This window comes from Dehalobacter sp. DCM (assembly GCF_024972775.1).
Lineage (GTDB): Bacteria > Bacillota > Desulfitobacteriia > Desulfitobacteriales > Syntrophobotulaceae > Dehalobacter.
Genome location: NZ_CP092282.1, coordinates 2,614,833 through 2,638,272, shown reverse-complemented (window position 1 = coordinate 2,638,272; position 23,440 = coordinate 2,614,833). Strand labels below are relative to the sequence as shown.

Sequence of the window (23,440 nt, the reverse complement as noted above, 5' to 3'; positions counted from 1 at the left end):
ATGGACCAAACAAAAGATGAAAAATTAATTGCCAGAGACCCCGAAATTACCTGGGAAGATGAAGAAAGTCTTGCCAGAGATACGTACAATGGCGCCAAAGCCTTACTTGATGTGTTGGAGCAGGAAGGAGTCGAACTGATCTTCGGTTATCCCGGAGGTTCATTGCTCGCGCTTTATGATGCTCTTCTGGATAGCTCGATTCGCCACATCCTGCCGCGGCATGAACAGAGTGCGGTCCATGCAGCCGATGCTTATGCCAGGGTCAGTGGCAAGGTGGGTGTCTGTCTGGCTACTTCCGGACCCGGAGCGGCAAATATGGTTACGGGTATCGCCAATGCGTATATGGATTCTATACCGGTTGTTATTCTGACGGGTCAAGTTTCTACACACCTTCTAGGAACAGATTCCTTCCAGGAAGTAGATATTACGGGTATAACGATGCCGATTACCAAACATTCTTACTTGGTCAAGGATGCGAGGGATATACCCCGTATTGTCAAGGAAGCTTTTTATATCGCCGGTACCGGGCGCCCCGGTCCTGTTCTGATTGACCTTCCCAAAAATATTATGGCCGCGGATGCCTCGGATTCTTATCCTTCTAAAGTAGCCTTGAAAAGCTATAAGTTTTTTACCAAAGGCAATGCCGGGCAAATTGCTGAAGCTGCCAAAGCATTAGCTCAAAGCAAGAAACCGGTGGTTTATGCCGGGGGAGGCGTTATCACCTCACGAGCGGAGAAAGGGCTGCGAGATTTGATCGAGAAAGCCAATATTCCGGTGGTTACCACCCTCATGGGAATCGGCAGTCTTCCGTCCACACATCCGAACCATCTGGGGATGGTCGGAATGCATGGCACGATAACCGCAAACCTGGCTATCGATGAATGTGATCTTTTGCTCGCCATTGGTGTTCGTTTTGACGATCGGGTCACCAGTGGTCTGAAACACCGGTTTGCAACGAAGGCAAAAGTTATCCATATTGATATCGATCCGGCGGAAATAGGAAAAGTCATTCGTGCCAATATCCCCATCGTCGGCGATGCCAAGTTGGTTTTGGAGGAGTTCCTTCTAAAAGCAAGCCCGCCGGAAATCGATCCGTGGTGGATGAAGCTGCGTGCCTGGCAAAAACAATACCCTTTGGGTTATGAACCGGACGGTCACCTCAATCCGCAAATGATTCTGGAAGCGATGGGAAAACTAAGCCCGGAGGATACGATCGTCGTGACGGATGTTGGGCAGCATCAGATGTGGGCAGCCCAGTTTTACCCGGTAACCCGGGCTAAGCAGTTCATAACCAGCGCCGGTTTAGGGACGATGGGATTTGGTCTGCCGGCAGCAATCGGCGCTCAATTTGCCGAACCGGATAATCTAGTTTTTCTGGTAACTGGCGACGGTTCATTACAGATGAGTATCCATGAATTAGCAACAGCCGTTCAATATGCATTACCGATTAAAATAATTCTGATGAATAACGGTGTTCTGGGGATGGTAAGGCAAATGCAAAAAGTTCTGTTCAATGAGCGTTTTAGCCAGATCCAACTGGATGCCAACCCGGATTTTGTCAAACTTGCGGATGCCTATGGCATTAAAGGCTTGCGCGTTGACAGTCCGGAGCAGATAGAATATGCGCTAAAAACGGCCATTGAGACGAAAGGACCATTCATTGTTGATTTTACTATATCACCGGACGAAGTCGTACTTCCGTTTGTACCCGCCGGACAGGGAATTACTGAGATACTGGAGGGAGAAAAGTGATGCTGCATACACTTGCGGTTGTGGTCGAAAATGATCCAGGCGTCCTGGCCAGAGTATCCGGACTCTTTTCCCGCCGGGGCTACAACATCTATAGTCTGACGGTATGTCAGACCGAAAATCCGGAGCTGTCCGTGATGACGATCGTGGTGGAGGGTGACAGTCAGGTCATTGAACAGGTTACCAAGCAGCTGCATAAACTTGTGGTGGTGCATAAAGTGACGAACCTGAGCAATGAAGCTGTCGTTGACAGAGAACTGGCCCTGATTCGTGTTAAAACAAAAGCGGAAACACGATTAGAAGTGCTTCAAATCACCGATATCTTCCGGGGAAGAGTTGTCGATATGGGCAGGAACAGTCTGACCATCGAATTAACAGGAGATGAAGATAAAATAAACGCATTTATTAAAGCCATGCGGATATACGGTATTCAGGAACTGGTCCGTACTGGGAAGATTGCCATTGCCAGAGCAGATAATAACTGAAAACCAAGGCGCGCAGCAATAATATGAGGGTTACCTATTAGTTAACGATAAATAATAAATTACTTATATTAAGGAGAGATAATATTATGGCTACAATGTATTATGATCAAGATGCTGATCTGGGACTTTTAAAAGGGAAAACCATCGCTGTCATGGGCTGGGGAAGCCAAGGCCATGCGCAATCTCAAAACTTGAAGGAATCCGGTTTAAATGTCATTATCGGCTTGCGCTCCAACAGCCAGAGAAAACAAGAAGCGGAAGCTGCCGGATTAACCGTTATGACTGTCTCCGAGGCGGCTGCCAAAGCAGACGTTATTCAGATTCTGCTCCCCGATGAAACACAAGCAAAAGTCTATCGTGAAGAAATTGCGCCCTATCTTACCGCCGGTAAAGTACTTTGTTTTTCTCACGGTTTTAATATTCATTTCGGACAGATTGTTCCCCCGGCTGATGTTGATGTTGTGATGATTGCACCGAAGAGTCCAGGTCATTTAGTACGCCGTACGTATACGGAAGGTGCCGGGACACCCGGACTCATCGCAGTTTATCAGGATGCCACCGGAAAGGCCCACCAAATCGCCCTGGCCTATGCCAAAGGCATTGGCTGTACACGTGCGGGACTGATCGAGACAACCTTTGCTGAAGAAACAGAGACGGATCTCTTTGGTGAGCAGGCTGTCCTTTGCGGCGGCGTATCTGAGCTGGTCAGAGCCGGATTTGATACGCTGACAGAGGCGGGATATCAGCCGGAGATTGCGTATTTCGAATGCCTGCATGAATTGAAACTGATTGTTGATTTGATGTACGAGGGCGGGATCAGCCGGATGCGCTATTCTGTTTCAGATACCGCCCAATATGGGGATCTGATGATTGGCAGACGGATCATTACGGATGAAACCCGCCAAGAAATGAAAAAAGTACTCTCTGAGATTCAAAACGGTGTCTTTGCACGTAACTGGCTTGCCGAGAACCAAGTTGGCCGTCCCGTATTCAATGCGATTACACGGCGCGATGCGGAGCACCCGATTGAAAAGGTTGGACAGCAGCTTCGTTCGATGATGGCCTGGTTAAAAAAGAAATAAGACAGTCATGCTCCGCTTGTCGCCGGAACGGTGGCATGCAGACCTGATGTGATGTGTTAACCCGAATTCAGGAATGATAAGTTGGAGGTGACGGAAAATGAGACGACTGGATATTTTCGATACGACTTTAAGAGATGGGGAACAATCACCGGGTGTCGCTTTAAACATGGAAGAAAAACTGCAAATAGCCCGTCAGCTTGAGAAGCTCGGTGTTGATGTTATTGAAGCCGGTTTTCCGATTACCTCCCCGGGTGATTTCCAGGCGGTAGCACTTATTGCAGAGAAAGTTAAGAATTCCACGATAGCGGCCCTCGCCAGAGCAGAAGAAAAAGACATTGACAGGGCTTGGGAAGCGATCCGTATTGCGGAAAGCCCGCGAATTCATACATTTATTGCTACGTCCCCGATTCACATGCAATATAAGCTGCGCAAAACACCGGATCACGTTTTAGAACTTGCTGTGCGCGGGGTCGAACTCGCCAGATCCAAAGTCAGCGACGTGGAATTCAGTGCCGAAGATGCTTCGCGCAGCCACATAGACTTCTTGGCCCAAATATTCTCGCGGGTGATCAAAGCGGGTGCCACGGTTATTAATATCCCAGATACAGTGGGTTATGCCATGCCCGGTGAGTTTGCCGACTTTATCAAGGCGGTCATGGCGAAGACAACCGGCATAGAAAAAGTCAAAGTGAGTGTTCACTGCCATAACGATCTGGGTTTAGCGGTTGCTAATTCTCTGGCTGCTGTCAATGTCGGCATCCATCAGATCGAATGTGCAATGAACGGTCTCGGCGAGCGGGCAGGTAACGCCGCTTTGGAAGAAGTAGCCATGGCCTTGTCTACACGAAAAGAATGGTATGGCGTAGAGACGGGTATCAATACAAAGGAAATTACCCGCACCAGCAATTTGGTAAGCAGATTGACCGGTATGCGAATCCAAGCAAATAAAGCAGTGGTTGGAAAAAACGCCTTTGCTCATGAATCGGGTATCCACCAGGATGGCGTCCTTAAAGAACGGTCAACCTATGAGATTATGTCCCCCGAGGCCATCGGGCTGGACATAAATACTATCGTGTTAGGCAAACATTCCGGGCGGCACGCTGTTAAACAATCACTGGATGATCTCAATATTGAAATGGATGAGCAGCGCTTCCAAAAACTCTTTGAAGATTTCAAAGTCCTCGCCGAAAAGAAAAAGGTCATCACTGAAGCTGATCTTTATGCTCTGGCTGAAATAAAAGCGGCAGAATTGGTTAAGTTGGATTACTGGCAAATCCTCAGTGGAAACACCTTAAAGCCGACGGCTACAATTGGATTGGTTCACACCAATGGCTATGATGACAACGAAGAATTGGTCAAAGCCGCTTATGGCGACGGATCCGTTGCCGCTGCTTATAAAGCAATCGATAAAATCATCGGCGTCGACGGTGTATTAGAGAATTACGCGTTGCAGGCTATTGACAGTGGAGAAGACTCCCAAGGTGAAGTTACTGTCACCGTAGCTTTTGGAGAGCATAAGGCCGCCGGTCGGGGAGTCAGTACAGACGTTATTGAAGCAAGTATCAAAGCCTATGTCCAGGCAGTCAATCGGGCCCTGACCAAAGGCTGGATCACAATCAAGAAACGCTAGAACACGCCTTTTGTATTTTTAAGAAAAACCAGCATATTTTGGCTGACATTATCTAGTATTTTGATCTTTCAATAATTAGACAACTATATTCTCTTGGGTCCGGTCCGCGCACCACATTCCGCTTTCGTCTCTTGCGCCATCCGTGGCGCAAAGAGCCGCGCTCCGCAATCCTACTCCGCTTGCCGCCGGAAATGTGGTACGCAGACCGAGCTATGGGGGTTGAATGTCTAGTTATTTAGAGAACGTTGTACTAGTATATTCAACACTATTTTAGTAAAGGAGGCAGCTGCCAATGGGTATGACAATCAGTGAAAAAATCCTGGCTGCTCATGCGGGCGTTGATAAAGTTGTTCCAGGAGAGATTATCAATGCTAAACTGGATATCGTATTATCCAATGATATTACAGGTGCAGTGGCAATAAGGGAATTTGAAAAGCTTGGAATAGAAAAGGTGTTCGATAGGGAAAAGATCGCGCTGGTACCGGATCATTTTACACCGAACAAGGATATTGCTTCCGCCGAACAAAGCAAAATCTTACGGGAATTTGCCCGCAAGCAAGATATAACTCATTACTGGGATACAGGAAGAGTCGGCATTGAACATTGCCTTCTGCCGGAACAGGGAGTGGTTGTACCCGGCGATTTGATCATCGGTGCGGATTCCCACACGTGTACCTACGGCGCGTTGGGGGCATTTGCCACCGGCGTCGGCAGCACTGACTGTGCGGCAGGCATGGCAACAGGGGAAGCCTGGTTTAAGGTACCGGAGACGTTGAAGTTTGTTTTTCATGGCACGAAGTATCAGCCTTTCGTCAGCGGCAAGGACTTGATTCTTTATATTATTGGGAAAATAGGAGTAGATGGTGCCCGTTATAAGGCGATGGAATTTGCCGGCGACGGTATCCGGGCACTATCAATGGATAACAGACTGACCATTTGCAATATGGCTATCGAAGCCGGCGGTAAAGCAGGGATCATTGAGCCGGATGATATCACGTTAGACTATGTGAAAGCACGGGCTAAAAGACCCTTCACCGTTTACACCAGTGATCCGGACGCCGTGTATGAAAAAGTTTATGAGTTCAATACAGAAGACATTCCGCTGCAGATCGCCTATCCGCATCTTCCGGAAAATACCCGGCCCATTAACGAAGCGATGGGCTTAAAAGTAGATCAGGTTGTTATCGGTTCCTGTACCAACGGCAGACTGGAAGATATGGAGATCACTGCGAATATCCTGAAAGGGAAGAAGATCCATCCCAATATTCGTTGTATCATCTTCCCTGGAACTCAGGATATCCTCTTGGAGTCGATCAATCGCGGCTGGGTCCAGACGATGATCGAAGCGGGTGCTGCCGTCAGCACGCCAACCTGCGGCCCTTGTCTCGGGGGCCATATGGGGATTCTCGCTAAGGGCGAACGTGCACTGTCAACAACAAACCGGAATTTTGTAGGACGCATGGGGCATCCGGAAAGTGAAGTCTATTTGTGTAATCCTGCCGTCGCTGCCGCAGCTGCGGTATGCGGTGAAATCGTTCATCCTGGGGAGGTGATTTCCAATGGGTAAAGCATGGAAATTTGGCCATGATATTGACACTGACGTGATTATTCCTGCACGCTATATGAATCGTTTTGAACCGGAACATTTAGCGGCCCACTGTATGGAGGATGCCGATACGGCATTCGCAGCCAATGTTCAAGCAGGCGATATGATCATCGGCGGTAAGAATTTTGGTTGCGGCTCTTCCCGCGAGCATGCACCGTTGGCGATTAAAGCTGCCGGAATCAAAGCGGTGATCGCTGAGTCATATGCCCGTATCTTCTATCGGAATGCCCTCAATATTGGCCTGCCGATCCTGGAGTCGCCTGAGGCGGTCCAGGGAATCGATGCAGGGGATGACGTTGATGTCGATCTGGAGACAAGTACCATCAAGAATATCACCAAAGGAACAACGTTCCAGGCGATACCTTTTCCGCCGTTTATGCAGGAATTGATTAAAGCCGGTGGACTTGTGCCCTACGTAAAGGAGAAAAAAAAGAATGCCTAAGGTTGCCGTGCTTCCCGGAGACGGGATCGGAAGAGAAATCATTCCCGAAGCGCTGAAGGTGCTTCAGGCTGTTTTATCGGACTCACCCCTAAAATTTGAATTTGCTAACTATCTCATCGGAGGAGCCGCCATTGATGCTGTCGGCAAAGCCCTGCCAGCGGATACGCTGACGGCGTGTCAGGAAGCGGACGCTGTTCTTTTAGGCGCTATTGGCGGACCGAAATGGGATACATTGCCTGCGCAAGAAAGACCGGAACTCGGTGCACTGCTGCCCATTCGCAAAGAGCTTGGCTTGTACTCCAATATCCGGCCGGTTAAGATGATTCCATCCTTGATTTCCGCATCCACGTTAAAGGAAGATGTGGTTAAGAATGTCGATATGGTTGTTATCCGCGAACTGACTGGCGGCATCTACTTTGGCGAAAAAGGCCGACAGGCTGACCCGCCGGCAGCCTATGACGTGTTGTTGTATACCGAAGATGAAATTCGCAGGATATTGGAGCTGGGTTTTGTAACAGCCCAAGGGAGAAGAAAGAAACTCTGCTCGGTTGATAAGGCCAATGTTCTCGAATCGTCACGTTTCTGGCGGGAAATTGCTGAGGACATGGCCAAGACGTATCCGGATGTTGAATTGACCCACATGTATGTTGACAACGCGGCCATGCAGCTCGTTCGTTATCCTGAGCAATTTGATGTGATTGTCACGGAGAATATGTTCGGCGATATTCTGACCGATTTGGCGTCAATGCTCGGGGGTTCCATCGGTATGCTGGCTTCCGCCAGTATGAACGGTAAAAAGGGTCTGTATGAACCGGCCCATGGCTCCGCTCCGGATATAGCCGGACAAAACAAAGCCAATCCCTTGGCGACGATTCTGTCAGCAGCCATGATGCTGCGCTATACCTTTGATTTGAATCACGAAGCCGATCGCATTGAAAATGCAGTAGCAAGGGTATTAGAACAAGGATATCGTACAGCCGATCTGGCTAAACCCGGCGACCAGATTCTTGGAACGAGGGAAATGGGTGAGGCGGTCATTGCTGCACTCTAAACAAAAAATATGTTTTTTTGGGGTATATTCTGTGGAGCAGTATAGGCAGGACCTTTACTGCTTCACTTTTGTTTTTGTATAATGGGGTAGACAATGCATCATCTATCGAAAAGGACTCATACATCATGAACAAGAAATCATCACAAAGGAAAGCGTGGACAAACGGCATAAAAGACGGAATCCCGATATGCCTTGGTTACATCGCTGTTTCCTTTACATTTGGCATTATGGCCAAGAGTTCTGGGCTTACATCGTCACAGGCGGTTATTATGTCAGCTACTAATCTGACCTCGGCGGGTCAATTCGCTTCTCTGGCATTAATAAGTACTTCTTCATCCTATATTGAAATGGCCATCACCCAATTGGTGATCAACATCCGTTATTGCTTGATGTCGTTTTCACTGGCTCAAAAATTCGATCCGAAAACGGCATTTGCGCATCGCTTATTTGTGGCGTTTGGTATCACCGATGAAATTTTTGGTGTTTCTGTGGTTCGTGAGGGGAAATTGAATCCGTATTATAATTATGGGTTGATGACTATTTCGATAAGCGGATGGGTTCTGGGCACATTACTGGGCGTTCTATCCGGCGGTTTGCTGCCTCCTCGGATCATCAGCGCCTTGAGTGTGGCTCTTTACGGCATGTTCATCGCCATTATTGTACCGCCCGCCAGGGGAAACAAGGTATTAACCGGTATTATCATATTTTCTATGGGATTGAGCTTCCTCTTTACCAAGGTTTCGATTCTCAGTCCAATCTCATCCGGTACTAAAATTATTGTCTTGACATTGCTGATTGCCGGGGCTGCCGCGTTACTGTTCCCGATCAAGGAGGGAACCGATGAGCGCTAATGTTTATCTCTACATCGTCGTGATGGCTCTGGTCACCTATCTTATCCGACTGATTCCATTGACTATCTTACGCAAAGAAATCAAGAATATCTATATTAAATCCTTCTTATACTACGTACCTTATGTGACGTTAGCCGTGATGACATTCCCGGCGATCCTCAGTGCGACGAAATCACTTTGGTCCGGTTTGGCAGGTTTTATTTCTGCGATGATCTTGGCTTATTGCAAACAAGGCTTATTCAAAGTGTCACTGATCGCTTGCATCATCGTGTTTATGGTTGAATTGATGATTTAGATTTGATTTCATGCCTAGTTCCTTGTTAACCCTTAAAATTAAATATAATGGAGAGCAAATTTTTTGAAAGACAAGGCGGAGGATTGAGGCATACCGACCATATGCCGATTGAAGTCCACGGATGGACAAATGTCGCGGATGCCATGGAGGGCATGGGAGCGACAAGACAACGCAATATTGCGAAAAATCTGCCCCCAGGATATATGAGATTTAGGATTAACAAGGTAAATTTAAGAATGATGTACTAGTAATTGTCATCCCAAAGGGGTGTTAATCATAAAACTAACTCACGACTCCCGACAGGAGCTTGTTAAATTCGAATCCGGATTCGAATCAAGCGAGTTAAATAAAAAGAATAATGTATAAATTTACAGAGGAGTAAGAACTATGATGTGTACGAAATGTAATCAAGAAATCCCCATCGGAGAGGAAATGACCTATTGGGGTCAAATCCTGTGCGAAGACTGTTATGTCGATGTCGTTAGCGTGCCGAGAACGTGTGATGTCGCTGCAGTTCACAGCGCTAAACTAACGCGGAAGATGACTGGACATGAAGGAACGGATGGACTAACCGAGTTACAAAAGAGGATCTATGACTTTGTTAAGGAGAACCAGCAAGCGCTGCCAAGCACATTGATGCATGAATTTAACTTATCTGAAGATGATCTGCTGCGAGAAGTCAGTGTATTGCGTCACTGTGAATTATTAAAGGGTACGATGATCAACGGCCAAAAATACATCGTCCGCATGGATAACAGTCCGCAGTAGCGGGTGCGGTATCATGGCATCCAAGGAGCTCACGTGGTTATTGCTATGAAATAAAAGCAATTGGGCAGTCATGCATGGTACATGATAATCGTATAAATAAATGATCGAATATATAGATAATCCTATAGAGATGAAATGGCCGCCTTACATAAGTGTAAGCCATTAAGTTTAGGGATTCTTATTGACAAATAAGATAATGAGGTACAAAATTAACCAGGAAAAAGTAAGTGGGAAATAATTACCAACTAAGGAGTACACATGGATATTATTCTGATTATTCAATCCATCATCTTGGGTATCGTCGAAGGAATCACTGAATTTTTGCCTGTTTCCTCAACCGGACACTTGATTATATTCCAAAATTTGATTGGCTTCAAAGGGACAAATGCCTATTATGTTGAAATGTATACCTACGTGATCCAGCTTGGAGCCATATTGGCTGTTATTGTTCTTTATTGGAGGAAAATCATTGATACCTTATATAATTTTTTTCCATCCAAAATCAGCTATGAGAAGTCCGGATTGAAATTCTGGCTGATGATCGTTCTTGCTTGCGTCCCTGGTGCCGTCATCGGAATCCTTTTTGACGACATTGCTGAACAGTACTTGTTTTACCCGATACCGGTTGCAATCACCCTATTTCTGGGAGCCATTCTGATGATTTATGCGGAGAATAAACTCAGAGTCAACGCCATGAAAAAAACAGTGATCAGTCAGGGTATTAATGTATCTGCCAAGCAGGCCATTGTGATTGGCTTATTTCAATGCTTAGCCGTCATACCCGGCATGTCCCGTTCAGCATCAACTATTATCGGGGGATGGTTTGCCGGACTGTCAACCGTTGCAGCCACCGAATTTTCCTTCTTTTTGGCTATCCCGGTGATGATCGGCATGAGCTTTCTCAAGATTGTGAAGATTGGCGGCTTGGGAATACTGACTTCTCAGGAAATGATAGCGCTGATTATCGGATTTGTTGTCTCGTTCCTGGTGGCGCTGGTTGTCATCCAGAAATTTATTGCCTATCTCAAACGGAAACCCATGCGTGTATTTGCCGTTTACCGGATGATTTTTGCCGTTGTTTTGCTCATTGCCGGTTTTGCCGGATTATTTTAACCTTGTTTCGAAGTTCATTTTATGCTAAACTGGAAAGAAGCTTAAGACCAACCCAGTAGGTTAAGGCGTCACCCAGAGAGGGGAATGATGGTGGGAATTCCCCTGACGATTTAACTGAAACCCAGTTGCGAGGCTCGAAGTGTCTTTACTTCCGGTTTGCTCACCGTTATCAGAGGGTAAGAGGCGCTAGTACAAGGAATTAGGTGTTACAGAGTACTAGGCGCAATTAAGGTGGTACCGCGGAAGACAACTTCTTTCGTCCTTAGCAGGACAGAAGAAGTTTTTTTAGTATCTTCTTTTTTATGGATAAATCATACCGTAGGACAAAGAGTGAAGGTCTGTGGATTTTAATAAGATTGGCGATTATTCAAATATATAAAAATGTGGGGTGTATTTATGATTTCAATTGGCTTTATTGGAACAGGAAATTTAGCTTCATCCGTCATTAAGGGACTTGTACAAGGCAATACGTCTTATCACATAGCAGCATTTGACGTATTTCAGGAAAAAGCAGCGGCATTAGCTACGATATACCCGATTCGTGCGGTAACTTTTGCTGAGATCGTTCAAGAATCAGAAGTTCTTTTCCTGGCTGTCAAACCCAAAGATATAAAAGCGCTTCTGAATGATCTGGCAGCCTATAATCTCAGGGGTAAACTCATCATTTCAGTAGCAGCCGGGATCAGCTTATCCTTTTATGAAAAGACGCTTCCCGATGCTGCCATCGTCCGTGTGATGCCCAATACGTCCAGTGCCGTGCTCCAGGCTGTATCCGGCTTAGCGAGAGGCAGCTGTGTTTCGGAAAAACAGGCCGATATTACCCAGGATATCTTTTCGGTATTGGGAAAATGTGTATGGATTGATGACGGAAAGATGAATGCGCTTACCGCAGTCAGCGGCAGTGGTCCGGCCTATTTCTATTATTTAACAGAACTGATGGCCCAAGCCGGCGTCCGGCTTGGTTTAACGAAAGACGAAGCGGACTTCCTGGCGTCTCAGACATTGATCGGTGCAGGCAAAATGCAGGCAGAAAGTGGCAAAACATCGGCAGAACTGAGGGAAGCAGTGACTTCCCCCAATGGCACAACGTTTGCTGCTTTAGAAAGTTTTCGGGAGTCTGAACTGGAAAAAATAGTCTTTGAGGCGATGAAAGCGTGTGCTAAGCGGGCAGAAGAGATGGAAGGAGAGTATGTTTGATGAATACCCTGAAAAGGGCGGTTATAAAAATAGGCAGTAACAGTTTAAGTCAGCCTCAAGGCGGGATCAATGAGCAGATCATCGACCAGTTAGCCGAAGTCATTGCCGAACTGCGCGTGCAGGGAATCGATGTCATTCTGGTAAGTTCGGGCGCTGTAGCAGCCGGAATGGCCAAAATGAAACTGAAAGAAAGACCGCGTGATATCGTCGGCAAACAAGCAACGGCTGCCGTGGGTCAAGGAATATTGATCGAAAGGTATTCTTACTATTTTGATAAACACGGGCTCAGCTGTGCCCAGATCCTTCTGTCACGCATTGATCTCGTTGAAGCCGGTCATTACCGAAATGCCCGAAATACATTGGAGAAGCTTCTCAATTACGGCATTGTACCCATCGTCAATGAAAATGACACCGTTGTTTTCGAAGAACTGTGCTTTGGAGATAATGACAGGCTTTCTGCCTTAGTGGCAGGTATGATCAATGCTGACCTTCTGATCTTGATGACGGATGTCGACGGCCTCTATACAGCAAACCCCGCGACGCATCCTGACGCCGTGCTCATTCGCCACGTCGATGATGTTTCTAAGGTAAAAGGACTCGCCGATGGCGCCGGTTCAGCTGTAGGTACCGGCGGGATGGTGACGAAGCTTAAAGCCGCTGAGATGGCAACACGCTTTGGTACAGCGACTTTTCTGATGAATGCATCACGAATGAAAGAAATCTCGGGGATGATTAAGGATGCCTGCCCGCTTGGGACATACTTCCCCCAGGCTAAACATAAAATGAATAGCAAGAAACGTTGGATAGCCTATGCGGCACTTTCCAACGGCACAATCATCATCGACAGCGGGGCAGAAAAAGCGTTGCTTCGCGACGGAAAAAGCCTGCTGGCTTCCGGCGTGACCGGAGCTCAGGGCTTTTGGGAGCGTAAGGACCTGGTAAAAATTGTGAATGCGCAAGGAGAAGAGGTCGCCCGAGGGATCATCGAGCTTAGCAGTGAAGAGACTGACCGAGTCAAAGGGCTGCACTCTGAAGAAATCCTTAAATTAATCCCTGACCTTAAAGCAGAAGAATTAGTTCATCGTGATAATCTGACGGTAACGCTTGAATGCTAATAGCATCCTTTGTTAGAATAGATAGTGATAATAGTACGCTATAGGAGGGCGAAAGTAATGGAATTTTCGGAAGACCTCATACTCATTGGCCAAAAAGCGAAGGATGCCGCCAGAAAATTAGCATTCATCAGCACAGAAACAAAAAATAACGCCCTTCAAGCGATGGCTGAGGCACTTGTAAAAAGCCAGGAAGATATCATTAAAGCCAATAAAATAGATGTTGCCGCAGCGGAGAAAAAAGGTCTGAAGAAAAGTCTTATTAACCGCCTTCAGCTAAACGCGTCCGCGATAGCGGATATCAGCAGTGCGATTAAAGATGTGATAGCACTGCCGGATCCGGTCGGCGGCGGCGAGCTCTGGAAAAGACCGAATGGACTCGTCATCCAGAAAACACGCGTTCCGTTAGGTGTTGTAGCGATGATCTATGAAGCCCGTCCTAATGTGACGGCTGATGCCGCCGCTTTATGTCTCAAATCAGGGAATGTCTGCATTCTTCGGGGTGGATCGGAAGCTATTGAAAGCAATAAGGTAATGACCCGCGTGCTTGCGGCAGCAGCAGAGAAAAATGGAATCCCCCAAGGTGCAATCCAACTCATTGAGAAGACGGATCGGGAATATGCCCAGCAATTGATGCGCATGAATAAATACATCGACGTGATCATTCCCCGGGGCGGAGCAGGTCTGATCCAAAGTGTTGTTGAAAATGCTACGGTACCGGTAATTGAGACTGGGACGGGGGTTTGTCATGCCTATGTTGATCTCGATGCGGATTACGATAAGGCTGTATCGGTTGTATTTAATGCCAAAACTCAAAAACCCGGAGTATGCAATGCTTTAGAAACACTGCTTGTTCATGAAGCTGTGGCAGATGAGTATCTGCCGTTGATCGGCAAAAAATTCCAAGAGCACGGTGTTGAAATTCGTGGCTGCAAGAGAGTGAGTAAAATTCTGGAGTATGCCGTACCGGCAACGGAAGAGGATTGGTCAACCGAGTACCTTGATTTAATCATCAGTGTGAAAGTTGTTAAAGATATAGACGAGGCGCTTGACCATATCTATAAGTACAGCACAAAGCACTCTGAGACGATCATCACAGAAAATTATTCGATTGCACAGCGATTCTTAAATGAAATTGATGCCGCGGCAGTCTACGTCAATGCGTCAACCCGCTTCACTGACGGCGGAAGATTTGGTTTCGGAGCAGAAATCGGTATCAGTACCCAGAAGCTGCACGCGCGGGGCCCAATGGCTCTGCCTGAACTGACAACGGTAAAATACATTGTTTACGGTAACGGACACATTGTTGAGTAGGATGAATGATGCTAATCTATCAGATATGGCCAGGGATGAATCGCTATGGTTTGTTTCTTGGCCTAATTTTTTTTATTTTTAAACTGGAGGAAATTGTCAAGCTTCTCATTGCTTTGTCTGTCGAGCCTGTGTTATAATTAAATTGTTAAATATTTCACATAATATTACGCGTACAACACGTGAAATAGAACTGTCAATGAAAAATTACCATTATTGATAATACATCATTGAATCATAACCATCACTTGATTTTTTCTCGATAGCAACTAATGAGAATATAACTCATAAGAATTAATACATACAGCAAAAAATTTCCGGAACCGTCTTAGATAGGCAAGATACGTTATATAGTCCTATTCGTTGAAGCGTGAGGGGGCGATAATAGCATATAACAATATGTGAAATTTGGCACAATACGAAACCAATTAATGAATTGAAGGAGGGATTGATTAAACACTCACATTGTGAAATATTTATCAAAAGATTGGCTCAGGTAACGTATTCTTAGGGAGGGTAACGATGAGTAGCGAAGTTAAAGGTTGCCAATGTTGCTGCGATGCAAAGGAAAACGACAGAGAACTATTTGATCGGATTGGCGAGATTATCGAAAAATACAGAGACAGGGAAGGAAGCTTAATACAAGTGCTCCATATGGCACAAAACATCTATGGGTATTTGCCTCTGGAGTTACAGAAATATATTGCTGAACGGATGGATAAGCCACTTTCCGAAGTTTCCGGTGTAATTACTTTTTATTCATTCTTTTCTACCCAGCCCAAAGGGAAACATACGATCAGAGTCTGTTTGGGAACAGCATGTTATGTTCGGGGCGGCAAAAAAATAGTTGACAAGCTGATAGAAATACTGGGGGTCGAGATCGGTGATACAACCCCAGACGGTATTTTTACCCTTGAGGTCATGCGCTGCATCGGGGCTTGTGGATTAGCGCCCGCGATGATGATTGACGATGTTGTTTACAAACAAGTCAATCCCAATAAACTCCAACAGATTTTGAACAAATATTACCGATAAAGCGGGGTGGATCGCGTGAATGTCACGATAAAGAATCGAAACGACCTTATCCAGGTAAAAGATACATTTCTCCAAAAAGTCCAATCGGTTGCGTATCGATTGCTGATTTGTTCCGGTACGGGGTGTACGTCGGCCAACTGTGCCGCTGTAAAAGACGCTCTGATCAAAGAATTGGCGAGTAAAAATCTAACTGACAAGGTTCTGATCTCAATCACCGGGTGCAGGGGGTCATGCAACCTCGGGCCGTTGATGGAAGTGATGCCGGATGAGGTCCTCTATACAAAGTTATCACCCGAAGATGTACCTAAGATTGTTTCTTCCCATTTTCTTAACGGCAATATTGTTGAGGAAAAAACCTACTTTGATCAGGTTAAAAAACAGTATTTTTCTAATGTTAAAGATATCAACTTTTATAACCGACAGGAGCGGCTTGTTCTGAAGAATTGCGGAATGGTCGATTGCCACCTCTTAGAAGATTATGTATCCAAGGACGGGTATTTTGCCCTGCATAAAGCGCTTACCACCATGTCGCCAACACGCGTGATCCAAGAAATAAAAATATCCGGACTGAGGGGACGCGGTGGTGCCGGATTTCCCACCGGAGTCAAATGGGAAGCTGGCTATAACGCTCAGGCAGATGAAAAGTATATTGTGTGTAATTGTGACGAAGGAGACCCCGGTGCATTTATGGATCGCAGCGTCATGGAGAGTGTTCCTCATTCTGTGGTTGAAGGTATGATCATTGGGGGATATGCCATTGGTGCCAGTAAAGGGGTTGCCTACATTCGGGCAGAATATGACCTGGCTGTTGAACGGTTTAATACAGCCATTGAGACGGCAAGGGCGGCTGGTATCCTCGGTCACGATATTTTTGGCAGTGGTTTCGATTTTGATATTGAAATACGAATCGGTGCCGGAGCCTTTGTCTGTGGTGAAGAGACGGCGCTGATGTCATCCGTTGAAGGTAAACGGGGTGAGCCCAAACAAAAACCGCCGTTTCCTTTCCAAAAAGGTCTGTTCGGTAAACCAACGATCATTAACAACGTAGAGACGTTAGCCAATATCGCACCGATTGTTATGAACGGTGGCGCCTGGTATGCCGGTTTTGGAACAGAAGGCAGCAAAGGAACAAAAGTATTTGCTCTGGCTGGGGATATTGTCAATACCGGCTTAATTGAAGTACCGATGGGTGTTTCTTTGGGAGAAATCATTTTTGATATCGGCGGAGGTATCCCCAAGAATAAAACATTTAAAGCAGCACAAACAGGAGGACCCTCCGGCGGATGTATAACCAAAGCCAATTTAAATATACCGGTGGATTATGAATCCTTAAGCAAATTAGGGACGATCATGGGCTCCGGCGGCTTGATCAGCATGGACGACGATACCTGTATGGTCGATATGGCGCGCTATTTTATGGAATTTGTCCAGGACGAATCCTGCGGAAAATGTGTGCCCTGCCGAATCGGTACAAAACGCATGTTGGAAATTCTTGAACGCATCACCCGAGGTCAGGGAAAAGAGGGAGATATCGAGCTTCTGCTGGAGCTTGGAGACGCTATCCGAAATTCAGCCATGTGCGGCCTGGGACAGACAGCTCCAAATCCCGTTGTCAGCATCATTAACAATTTCCGTGAAGAGTTTGAAGAACATATTCACAACACATATTGCCGTGCCGGTGTGTGCTCGGAGATGTTCATCTCACCATGCGAAAATGCCTGCCCGGCGAGTGTCAATGTCCCCGGATATATGGGACTCATCGCTGTTGGCAGATATATTGATGCTTATCATCTGGTAAGAGAGGAAAATCCGTTTCCGGCAATATGCGGCAGAATATGCACACATCCGTGTGAAAGTAAATGCCGCCGGGCGCAATTGGATGAAGCCATCGCCATTGCCGATCTAAAACGGTTTGTCGCCGACTATGCCTTTAAGCACGAAGAAGAGTTCACGAAAGATATCGTCTTCCCGAAAAACGGCAAGAGTGTCGGTATTATCGGCGCCGGACCATCTGGTCTGACGTGTGGTTATTACCTTGCTCGCTTGGGCTATACGGTCGAAGTTTATGAAGCGGCACCGGTTGCCGGCGGGGTATTAGCCTTCGGTATTCCGGAATACAGACTGCCAAAAGATGTTTTAGCGCATGAAATAAAATTGATTGAACAAGTTGGCGTAAAAATTCATTTGAATTGTGAAGTCGGAAAAAATATCAGCTTTGCCGAATTACGCAATCAACATCATTCTATTTATATCGCGACGGGGACACAACTCTCCAATAAGATCAACATTCCGGGTGAAGATTTAAGCGGTGTCATTCATGGTCTTAACTTTTTGCGTAATGTGAACCTGGGCAACACCATCCATATCGGAGAGACAGTCGCTGTGATCGGGGGAGGCAACACCGCGATTGATGCAGCCCGAACGGTACTGCGACTTGGTGCCAAAAAGGTTATTGTACTCTATAGACGGACTGTCGAAGATATGCCTGCGGATGCACGGGAAATCAACGATATGATCGAAGAAGGTGTAGAAATTATCCCGTTGGTCGCGCCAGTGCGTTTTATCGGCAAAGAGGCAATCGAAGAAATTGAATGTGTCCGGATGGAACTCTGCGGCTTTGATTCCGCTGGCCGAAGGAAGCCAAAAATTCAGGAGGGTTCTAACTTTACGATCAACGTCGATATGGTCATCCCGGCTGTCAGCCAATCCTCTGACCTTCCATTTGTCAAGAAGGAAGAAGTCGAAATGACGGAATGGGGAACATTTATCACGGATAAAGAAACACTCATGACGACCATGGAAGGGGTATTCGCCGGCGGCGATGTGGCCAGGGGTTCCGATGTTGCCATCACCGCAATTGCTGACGGAAAAAAGGCAGCCATTTCAATAGATCTTTATCTTGGCGGTAAAGGTGTTCTCAATAAGGGCGAGGCCATCGCCATACCGGCCCCTGCGGATCAGGATGAACTTGTTGAACATGCCCGGTTCCCAATGGAGGTTATTGAACCCGAGAAACGGAAAGATTGTTTCTGTGAAGTCGTTCAAGGGTATCACAAGCTGAATGCGATTGCTGAATCCATGCGTTGTTTGCGTTGCGACAGGAGGTAAGATTACGATATGATAAATTTAACGATCAACACGAAACGTGTTTCCGTTCCGGAAGGCACATCCATCCTGGAAGCAGCGAAACAAAACAATATCTATATTCCGAATCTGTGCTACCTGGAAGGCGTTCATCAGTTTGGTTCGTGCAGACTGTGTGTCGTAGAAGTTGAGGGAGCTAAAGCCCTTCAGCCATCCTGCATGGTGACGGTCAGAGAGGGTATGGTTGTGAAAACCAATACCGAAAAAGTACGCAAAGCTAGAAAGATCTTATATGAACTGATCCTGTCCGATCATCCGAAGGATTGTCTCAATTGTGCCCGCAATCTAAGCTGTGAACTACAGGACATGGGCAACCGGCTGGGTGTAACCGAAGCCCGCTTTGCCGGTAAGATGTCGGCTGATCGTAACGACATTTCACCTTCAATTACCCGGGATATGTCCAAATGCATACTTTGCCGCAGATGCGCCACAACATGCAATCAGATCCAAGAGGTTGGCATTTTGAATGCACAGAACCGTGGTTTCAAGACGGTGGTCGGTCCGGCGATGGATTTGCCGATAGGAACTGTTAATTGCACCTATTGCGGGCAGTGCACCGTTGTCTGCCCTGTAGGCGCGCTGAAAGAAACCGATGCGATTCAGAATGTCTGGAACGCGCTCAACGATCCGACCAAACGTGTTGTCGTTCAAGTAGCTCCGGCTATTCGCGCAGCTTTCGGCGAAGAATTCGGCTATGCGCCAGGAACGCTTGTCACCGGCCAACTGGCGACAGCACTTAGAGAACTCGGCTTTGACGATGTATTTGATACCAACTTTACTGCGGATTTAACCATTATGGAAGAAGGAACCGAGTTTTTAACACGTGTTAAAGATGCCGTGACCGGCGGGCAGGCCACGCTGCCGATGATCACGAGCTGCAGCCCGGGCTGGATCAAATATATCGAACACGCCTATCCGCAAGAACTGGATCATCTCTCCACCTGTAAATCACCGCATACGATGCTCGGGGCGCTGGCTAAATCCTATTATGCTGATAAAATTAATGTTGATCCCAAAGATATCACCGTTGTCTCGATTATGCCGTGTACGGCTAAGAAGTTCGAGATTTCCAGACCGGAAATGCAAAATAACGGTGTACCCAATGTTGATGCGGTACTTACCACGCGAGAGCTTGCGAAAATGGTCAAGGAAGCCGGGATCGATTTCTGTAATCTGGAAAACAGTAAATTTGATAATCCATTGGGGCTCTCTTCCGGTGCAGCCGATATCTTCGGAGTGACCGGCGGCGTTATGGAAGCCGCTTTACGAACGGTCTATGAACGTGTTACGGGGCGTGAATTGCCGTTTGACAAGCTGCATGTGGCTCCGATCGTTGGTTTTGAACAGATCAAATCAGCCGATGTTTTGATTGAAAACCCGGTGGACGCATTCAAATTCCTTGACGGCGTAACGGTAAAGGTTGCTGTTACCAGTGGTTTGGCGGGCGCGAAGATTTTAATGGATCAAATTGCCCAAGGTGAATCGCCTTATCACTTTATTGAAGTCATGGGATGTCCCGGCGGATGTATCAGCGGTGGCGGACAACCCAGGCCGACGACACCGGAAATCCGGCAGCTGCGTCTGCAAGCGATCTACCGCGAAGATGAAGGCAAGAAGCTCCGTAAATCGCATGAAAATGAAGATATTCAAAAGCTATATGCTGAGTTCCTTCATGAACCCAACAGCCATCAATCACATGAATTGCTGCATACGCATTACACACCGCGCGGCAAATTCAACGAATTCCTATCTGATTGTTAAATAATTGTGAATGAAACCGATATTAATGCACACAAAAAAGAAGAAAGGGCTCTTGGGCTCTTTCTTCTCCTGTTTATTTAAGGTAAACTTAGTGGTAATAAACGGACAAGATCAAAATAAGTGTCACAATAGGGAAAGGAACGCGATGGATGCCAGATAATCTGAAACAACACAGGCGTGCTAAAAACAAGCCGTATTTCAATTTTGGCCAAAAAATTTTGATTATCATCCGGGGATCCGTATTCCCAGTCATTGTTCTGCTCCTCTGGGAAATGGCAGTGGATTTTAGTTGGGTCAGTGTATTTTTTTTGCCGGCCCCCAGTGATATTGTAGTCAAATTCTTTGAGATGATGAACAATGGACTCTGGCAGCAGCATCTTCTTGCTAGTTTAAGCCGATTGCTGAACGGCTTTCTTCTGACAATCATCATTGCCGTACCAATAGGTTTAGCTGTTGGCAGTGCCAGGGGTTTGCGCCATTGGATCAGTCCTACGCTGAACTTTCTGCAGCATATACCGCCGATTGCCTGGATCCCTATTTTTATGCTGTGGCTTGGCATCGATGAGGCATCTAAAATCGCCGTTATTGTGTATGCATCATTTTTTCCCGTTTTTTTGAATACAGTACAGGGGGTCAGCAGTGTCGATCCCAAACTGATCGAGGTGGGACGTGCCTATATGTTTACTCCCTGGGAGATGGTCAAACGTGTTTATATCCCGTCTGCCGGTATACCGATTTTTGTTGGACTGCGTCTAGGCCTGAGTAATTGCTGGCGGGCGTTGGTTATGGCAGAAATGATTGCTGCCACCAGGGGGATTGGCTCAATTATTACCGAAGGGAGGGAATTAGCCCAGCCCCATATGATCTTTGTCGGCGTTTTCACCATCGGTCTTGCCGGCATGCTTATTGACTATCTAGTGAGAGTACTTGAACATAGGTTAATGCCATGGAAGAAGATCGTTCAGGCGGGTGAGCAGCAATGACAGTACCCTTAATTGAAGTCCGACATGTCGACAAAACATTTTATAGCGACTGGGGAAGTGTTCATGCTTTAAGCGATATTTCTTTTGTTTGCCAAGAGCAAGAATGCGTGTCAATTGTTGGCCCCAGCGGGTGCGGAAAAACAACCTTGCTTCGAATTATAGCCGGCTTGGAAAAAGAAAGTGCGGGGGATGTGTTGATCCATGGTCAAAGGATCAGTGGCCCTGGCTTCGACCGTGCTGTCGTTTTTCAGGATCCGCGTCTTTTTCCGTGGCTTACCGTTGAAAAGAATGTTGCTCAGGGAATTCATGGAGAAAATAAGGAAGCAGCGGTAGAGATAATTACCAAGTCGTTGGAATGGCTTGGACTGAGCAGTTTTCGCAAAGCCTACCCCAACGAATTATCCGGTGGCATGGCCCAACGCGTTGCGCTGGCACGGGCGTTAGCATTTGATCCGGGTTTGCTTCTTATGGACGAACCTTTTTCGGCGTTAGACGCCCAAACACGGACACGGATGCAGGACGATCTTGTGGCACTCTGGCAACAATCCGGAAAGACGATACTCTTCGTCACCCATGATATTGAAGAGGCCTTGATGATCAGCCGAAGAGTTATCATCATGTCTCCACGACCGGGTTCAATCAGAGAGGTTCTCGATGTCCCTTTCAACTATCCCAGAAATCAGGATGATCCTGACTTTATCCACTGGCGTAAATATATCCTTGAATCGATTAGGTAACATCTTCAGTGTATCGCGAACCGTATCGGAAATGATCGAGGTATTGTGTCATGGCATAACCATCATTTAACTAGTTTATCTTAGGGAGGTTATTATGCAGCGGATAATTAAATCCATCATTGTCATACTTGTGATAATGACATTTTGTTTAACATTGGCAGGCTGCCAGTCAGGGCAGAGTCAACAGACAGAAACACCGAAAGCTATCCATGTTTCGTACTCGACAAAACCCTTGAATATACCGGCTGTCGTGGCTCTGGAAAAGAAACTATTTGAAGAAGCGTTTGCTAAGGATGGTATTGAAGTTAAGTGGTATGAGCTGGAAGGTCCGGCGATCACAGAAGCGTTGGCGGCGGGATCGATTGATATCGCTACATCTCTCAATTATGTATCCGCAATCATTTCCAAAGCAAACGGCAATGATATCACGGTCCTTGCGGGTTACAACAAGTTTCCTAAAGGGATCGGTCTTGTCGCCGGTCTCGACAGTGAAATTAAAACGGTGAGCGCCTTAAAGGGCAAAAAGGTTGCCGTACAGAAAGGGACCATGCTTTATGAAATGGTGATCAAAGCCCTTGCCGAAGCAGAGCTGACTGTCAATGATGTTGAGATTGTCGGTATGGCCTCAGCGGATGCGTTGACGGCACTGCTGCAAAAACAGGTTGATGCCGCGGTTATTCCTGATCCTTTACTGACGAAGGGTTTGGGTACCCAGAAGATTAAGATGCTGCGTAATGCGGAAGGATTGATTCTGGCACAGTCTGTGATCGCCGGTCGGACCGATTTTATTACGCATTATCCGGAGACCACCAAACGCTTCCTGGAAATTCATCAAGAAATTCTGGATTGGATCCAGGCTAATCCGGATGAGGCCATGGCGATGATCGCCAAAACCAATAACATGGATATCAAGGCTGTCAAAGCTCTGTATCCCAAATTTGACTTTACGTCGGCTATCGATGTACAAAATAGAGATGCGTTGAAAGAATCCGCACGTTTCATGAAAGAAAATGCCTTACTTAAAAATGATATTGACACGGATGCTGTCATTAATGATTTGGTAGACACAAGCTATTTGCCGCAGTAAT

General features: G+C 46.6%; 20 protein-coding genes. All 20 read left to right on the top strand.

Translation table 11 applies throughout. The annotated features are described in order from the left end of the window. Positions 1-1,752, top strand: a complete 1,752-nt coding sequence (ilvB, locus tag LPY66_RS12245) for a biosynthetic-type acetolactate synthase large subunit (protein ID WP_337984613.1) — start codon at positions 1-3, stop codon at positions 1,750-1,752. Further along, complete coding sequence (ilvN, locus tag LPY66_RS12240; RefSeq protein WP_337988081.1) at positions 1,752-2,234, top strand: acetolactate synthase small subunit; 483 nt, start codon at positions 1,752-1,754, stop codon at positions 2,232-2,234. Before ilvB ends, ilvN begins: the two co-directional genes overlap by 1 nt. A gap of 86 nt (positions 2,235-2,320) precedes the next feature. Then, entirely contained in the window at positions 2,321-3,316 is a 996-nt protein-coding gene (ilvC, locus tag LPY66_RS12235; RefSeq protein ID WP_337984612.1) for a ketol-acid reductoisomerase, read from the top strand. Positions 3,317-3,413: 97 nt separating this feature from the next. Further along, complete coding sequence (locus tag LPY66_RS12230; RefSeq protein ID WP_337984611.1) at positions 3,414-4,946, top strand: 2-isopropylmalate synthase; 1,533 nt, start codon at positions 3,414-3,416, stop codon at positions 4,944-4,946. Between the two features lie 292 nt (positions 4,947-5,238). Then, positions 5,239-6,513 (top strand): 3-isopropylmalate dehydratase large subunit, encoded by a 1,275-nt coding sequence (gene leuC, locus LPY66_RS12225; RefSeq protein WP_337984610.1) that lies wholly within the window; start codon positions 5,239-5,241, stop codon positions 6,511-6,513. Continuing rightward, on the top strand, positions 6,506-6,994 hold the full coding sequence (locus LPY66_RS12220; protein ID WP_337984609.1) for a 3-isopropylmalate dehydratase small subunit: 489 nt from the start codon (positions 6,506-6,508) through the stop codon (positions 6,992-6,994). Before leuC ends, LPY66_RS12220 begins: the two co-directional genes overlap by 8 nt. Next, complete coding sequence (gene leuB, locus LPY66_RS12215; protein WP_337984608.1) at positions 6,987-8,045, top strand: 3-isopropylmalate dehydrogenase; 1,059 nt, start codon at positions 6,987-6,989, stop codon at positions 8,043-8,045. Before LPY66_RS12220 ends, leuB begins: the two co-directional genes overlap by 8 nt. Before the next feature lie 125 nt (positions 8,046-8,170). Further along, complete coding sequence (locus tag LPY66_RS12210; RefSeq protein WP_337984607.1) at positions 8,171-8,896, top strand: AzlC family ABC transporter permease; 726 nt, start codon at positions 8,171-8,173, stop codon at positions 8,894-8,896. Continuing rightward, positions 8,886-9,191 carry an AzlD domain-containing protein gene (locus LPY66_RS12205; protein ID WP_337984606.1) on the top strand — a complete coding sequence of 102 codons (306 nt, stop codon included), beginning with the start codon at positions 8,886-8,888 and terminating at the stop codon, positions 9,189-9,191. The genes LPY66_RS12210 and LPY66_RS12205 overlap by 11 nt, the downstream gene beginning before the upstream one ends. 387 nt (positions 9,192-9,578) lie before the next feature. Further along, positions 9,579-9,959, top strand: a complete 381-nt coding sequence (locus tag LPY66_RS12200) for a hypothetical protein (protein ID WP_337984605.1) — start codon at positions 9,579-9,581, stop codon at positions 9,957-9,959. A 258-nt stretch (positions 9,960-10,217) separates the two neighbouring features. Then, on the top strand, positions 10,218-11,072 hold the full coding sequence (locus tag LPY66_RS12195; protein ID WP_337984604.1) for an undecaprenyl-diphosphate phosphatase: 855 nt from the start codon (positions 10,218-10,220) through the stop codon (positions 11,070-11,072). 396 nt (positions 11,073-11,468) lie between these two features. Then, a complete protein-coding gene (proC, locus tag LPY66_RS12190) occupies positions 11,469-12,269 on the top strand; it encodes a pyrroline-5-carboxylate reductase (RefSeq protein WP_337984603.1) in 801 nt (266 codons plus the stop codon). Next, complete coding sequence (gene proB / locus LPY66_RS12185; RefSeq protein ID WP_337984602.1) at positions 12,269-13,384, top strand: glutamate 5-kinase; 1,116 nt, start codon at positions 12,269-12,271, stop codon at positions 13,382-13,384. Before proC ends, proB begins: the two co-directional genes overlap by 1 nt. A gap of 57 nt (positions 13,385-13,441) precedes the next feature. Further along, positions 13,442-14,695 (top strand): glutamate-5-semialdehyde dehydrogenase, encoded by a 1,254-nt coding sequence (locus tag LPY66_RS12180; RefSeq protein WP_337984601.1) that lies wholly within the window; start codon positions 13,442-13,444, stop codon positions 14,693-14,695. Between the two features lie 519 nt (positions 14,696-15,214). After that, the gene (locus tag LPY66_RS12175; RefSeq protein WP_337984600.1) at positions 15,215-15,727 is read left to right on the top strand and encodes an NADH-quinone oxidoreductase subunit NuoE family protein; all 513 of its coding nucleotides are present in this window, start codon (positions 15,215-15,217) and stop codon (positions 15,725-15,727) included. Between the two features lie 15 nt (positions 15,728-15,742). Continuing rightward, entirely contained in the window at positions 15,743-18,835 is a 3,093-nt protein-coding gene (locus LPY66_RS12170; RefSeq protein WP_337984599.1) for an NADH-ubiquinone oxidoreductase-F iron-sulfur binding region domain-containing protein, read from the top strand. Positions 18,836-18,844: 9 nt separating this feature from the next. Continuing rightward, the gene (locus LPY66_RS12165; protein ID WP_337984598.1) at positions 18,845-20,632 is read left to right on the top strand and encodes an NADH-dependent [FeFe] hydrogenase, group A6; all 1,788 of its coding nucleotides are present in this window, start codon (positions 18,845-18,847) and stop codon (positions 20,630-20,632) included. Between the two features lie 149 nt (positions 20,633-20,781). Beyond that, positions 20,782-21,615 (top strand): ABC transporter permease, encoded by an 834-nt coding sequence (locus LPY66_RS12160; protein ID WP_337984597.1) that lies wholly within the window; start codon positions 20,782-20,784, stop codon positions 21,613-21,615. Then, on the top strand, positions 21,612-22,352 hold the full coding sequence (locus LPY66_RS12155; RefSeq protein ID WP_337984596.1) for an ABC transporter ATP-binding protein: 741 nt from the start codon (positions 21,612-21,614) through the stop codon (positions 22,350-22,352). Before LPY66_RS12160 ends, LPY66_RS12155 begins: the two co-directional genes overlap by 4 nt. Before the next feature lie 94 nt (positions 22,353-22,446). Beyond that, complete coding sequence (locus LPY66_RS12150; RefSeq protein ID WP_337984595.1) at positions 22,447-23,439, top strand: ABC transporter substrate-binding protein; 993 nt, start codon at positions 22,447-22,449, stop codon at positions 23,437-23,439. Position 23,440 lies beyond the last annotated feature (1 nt).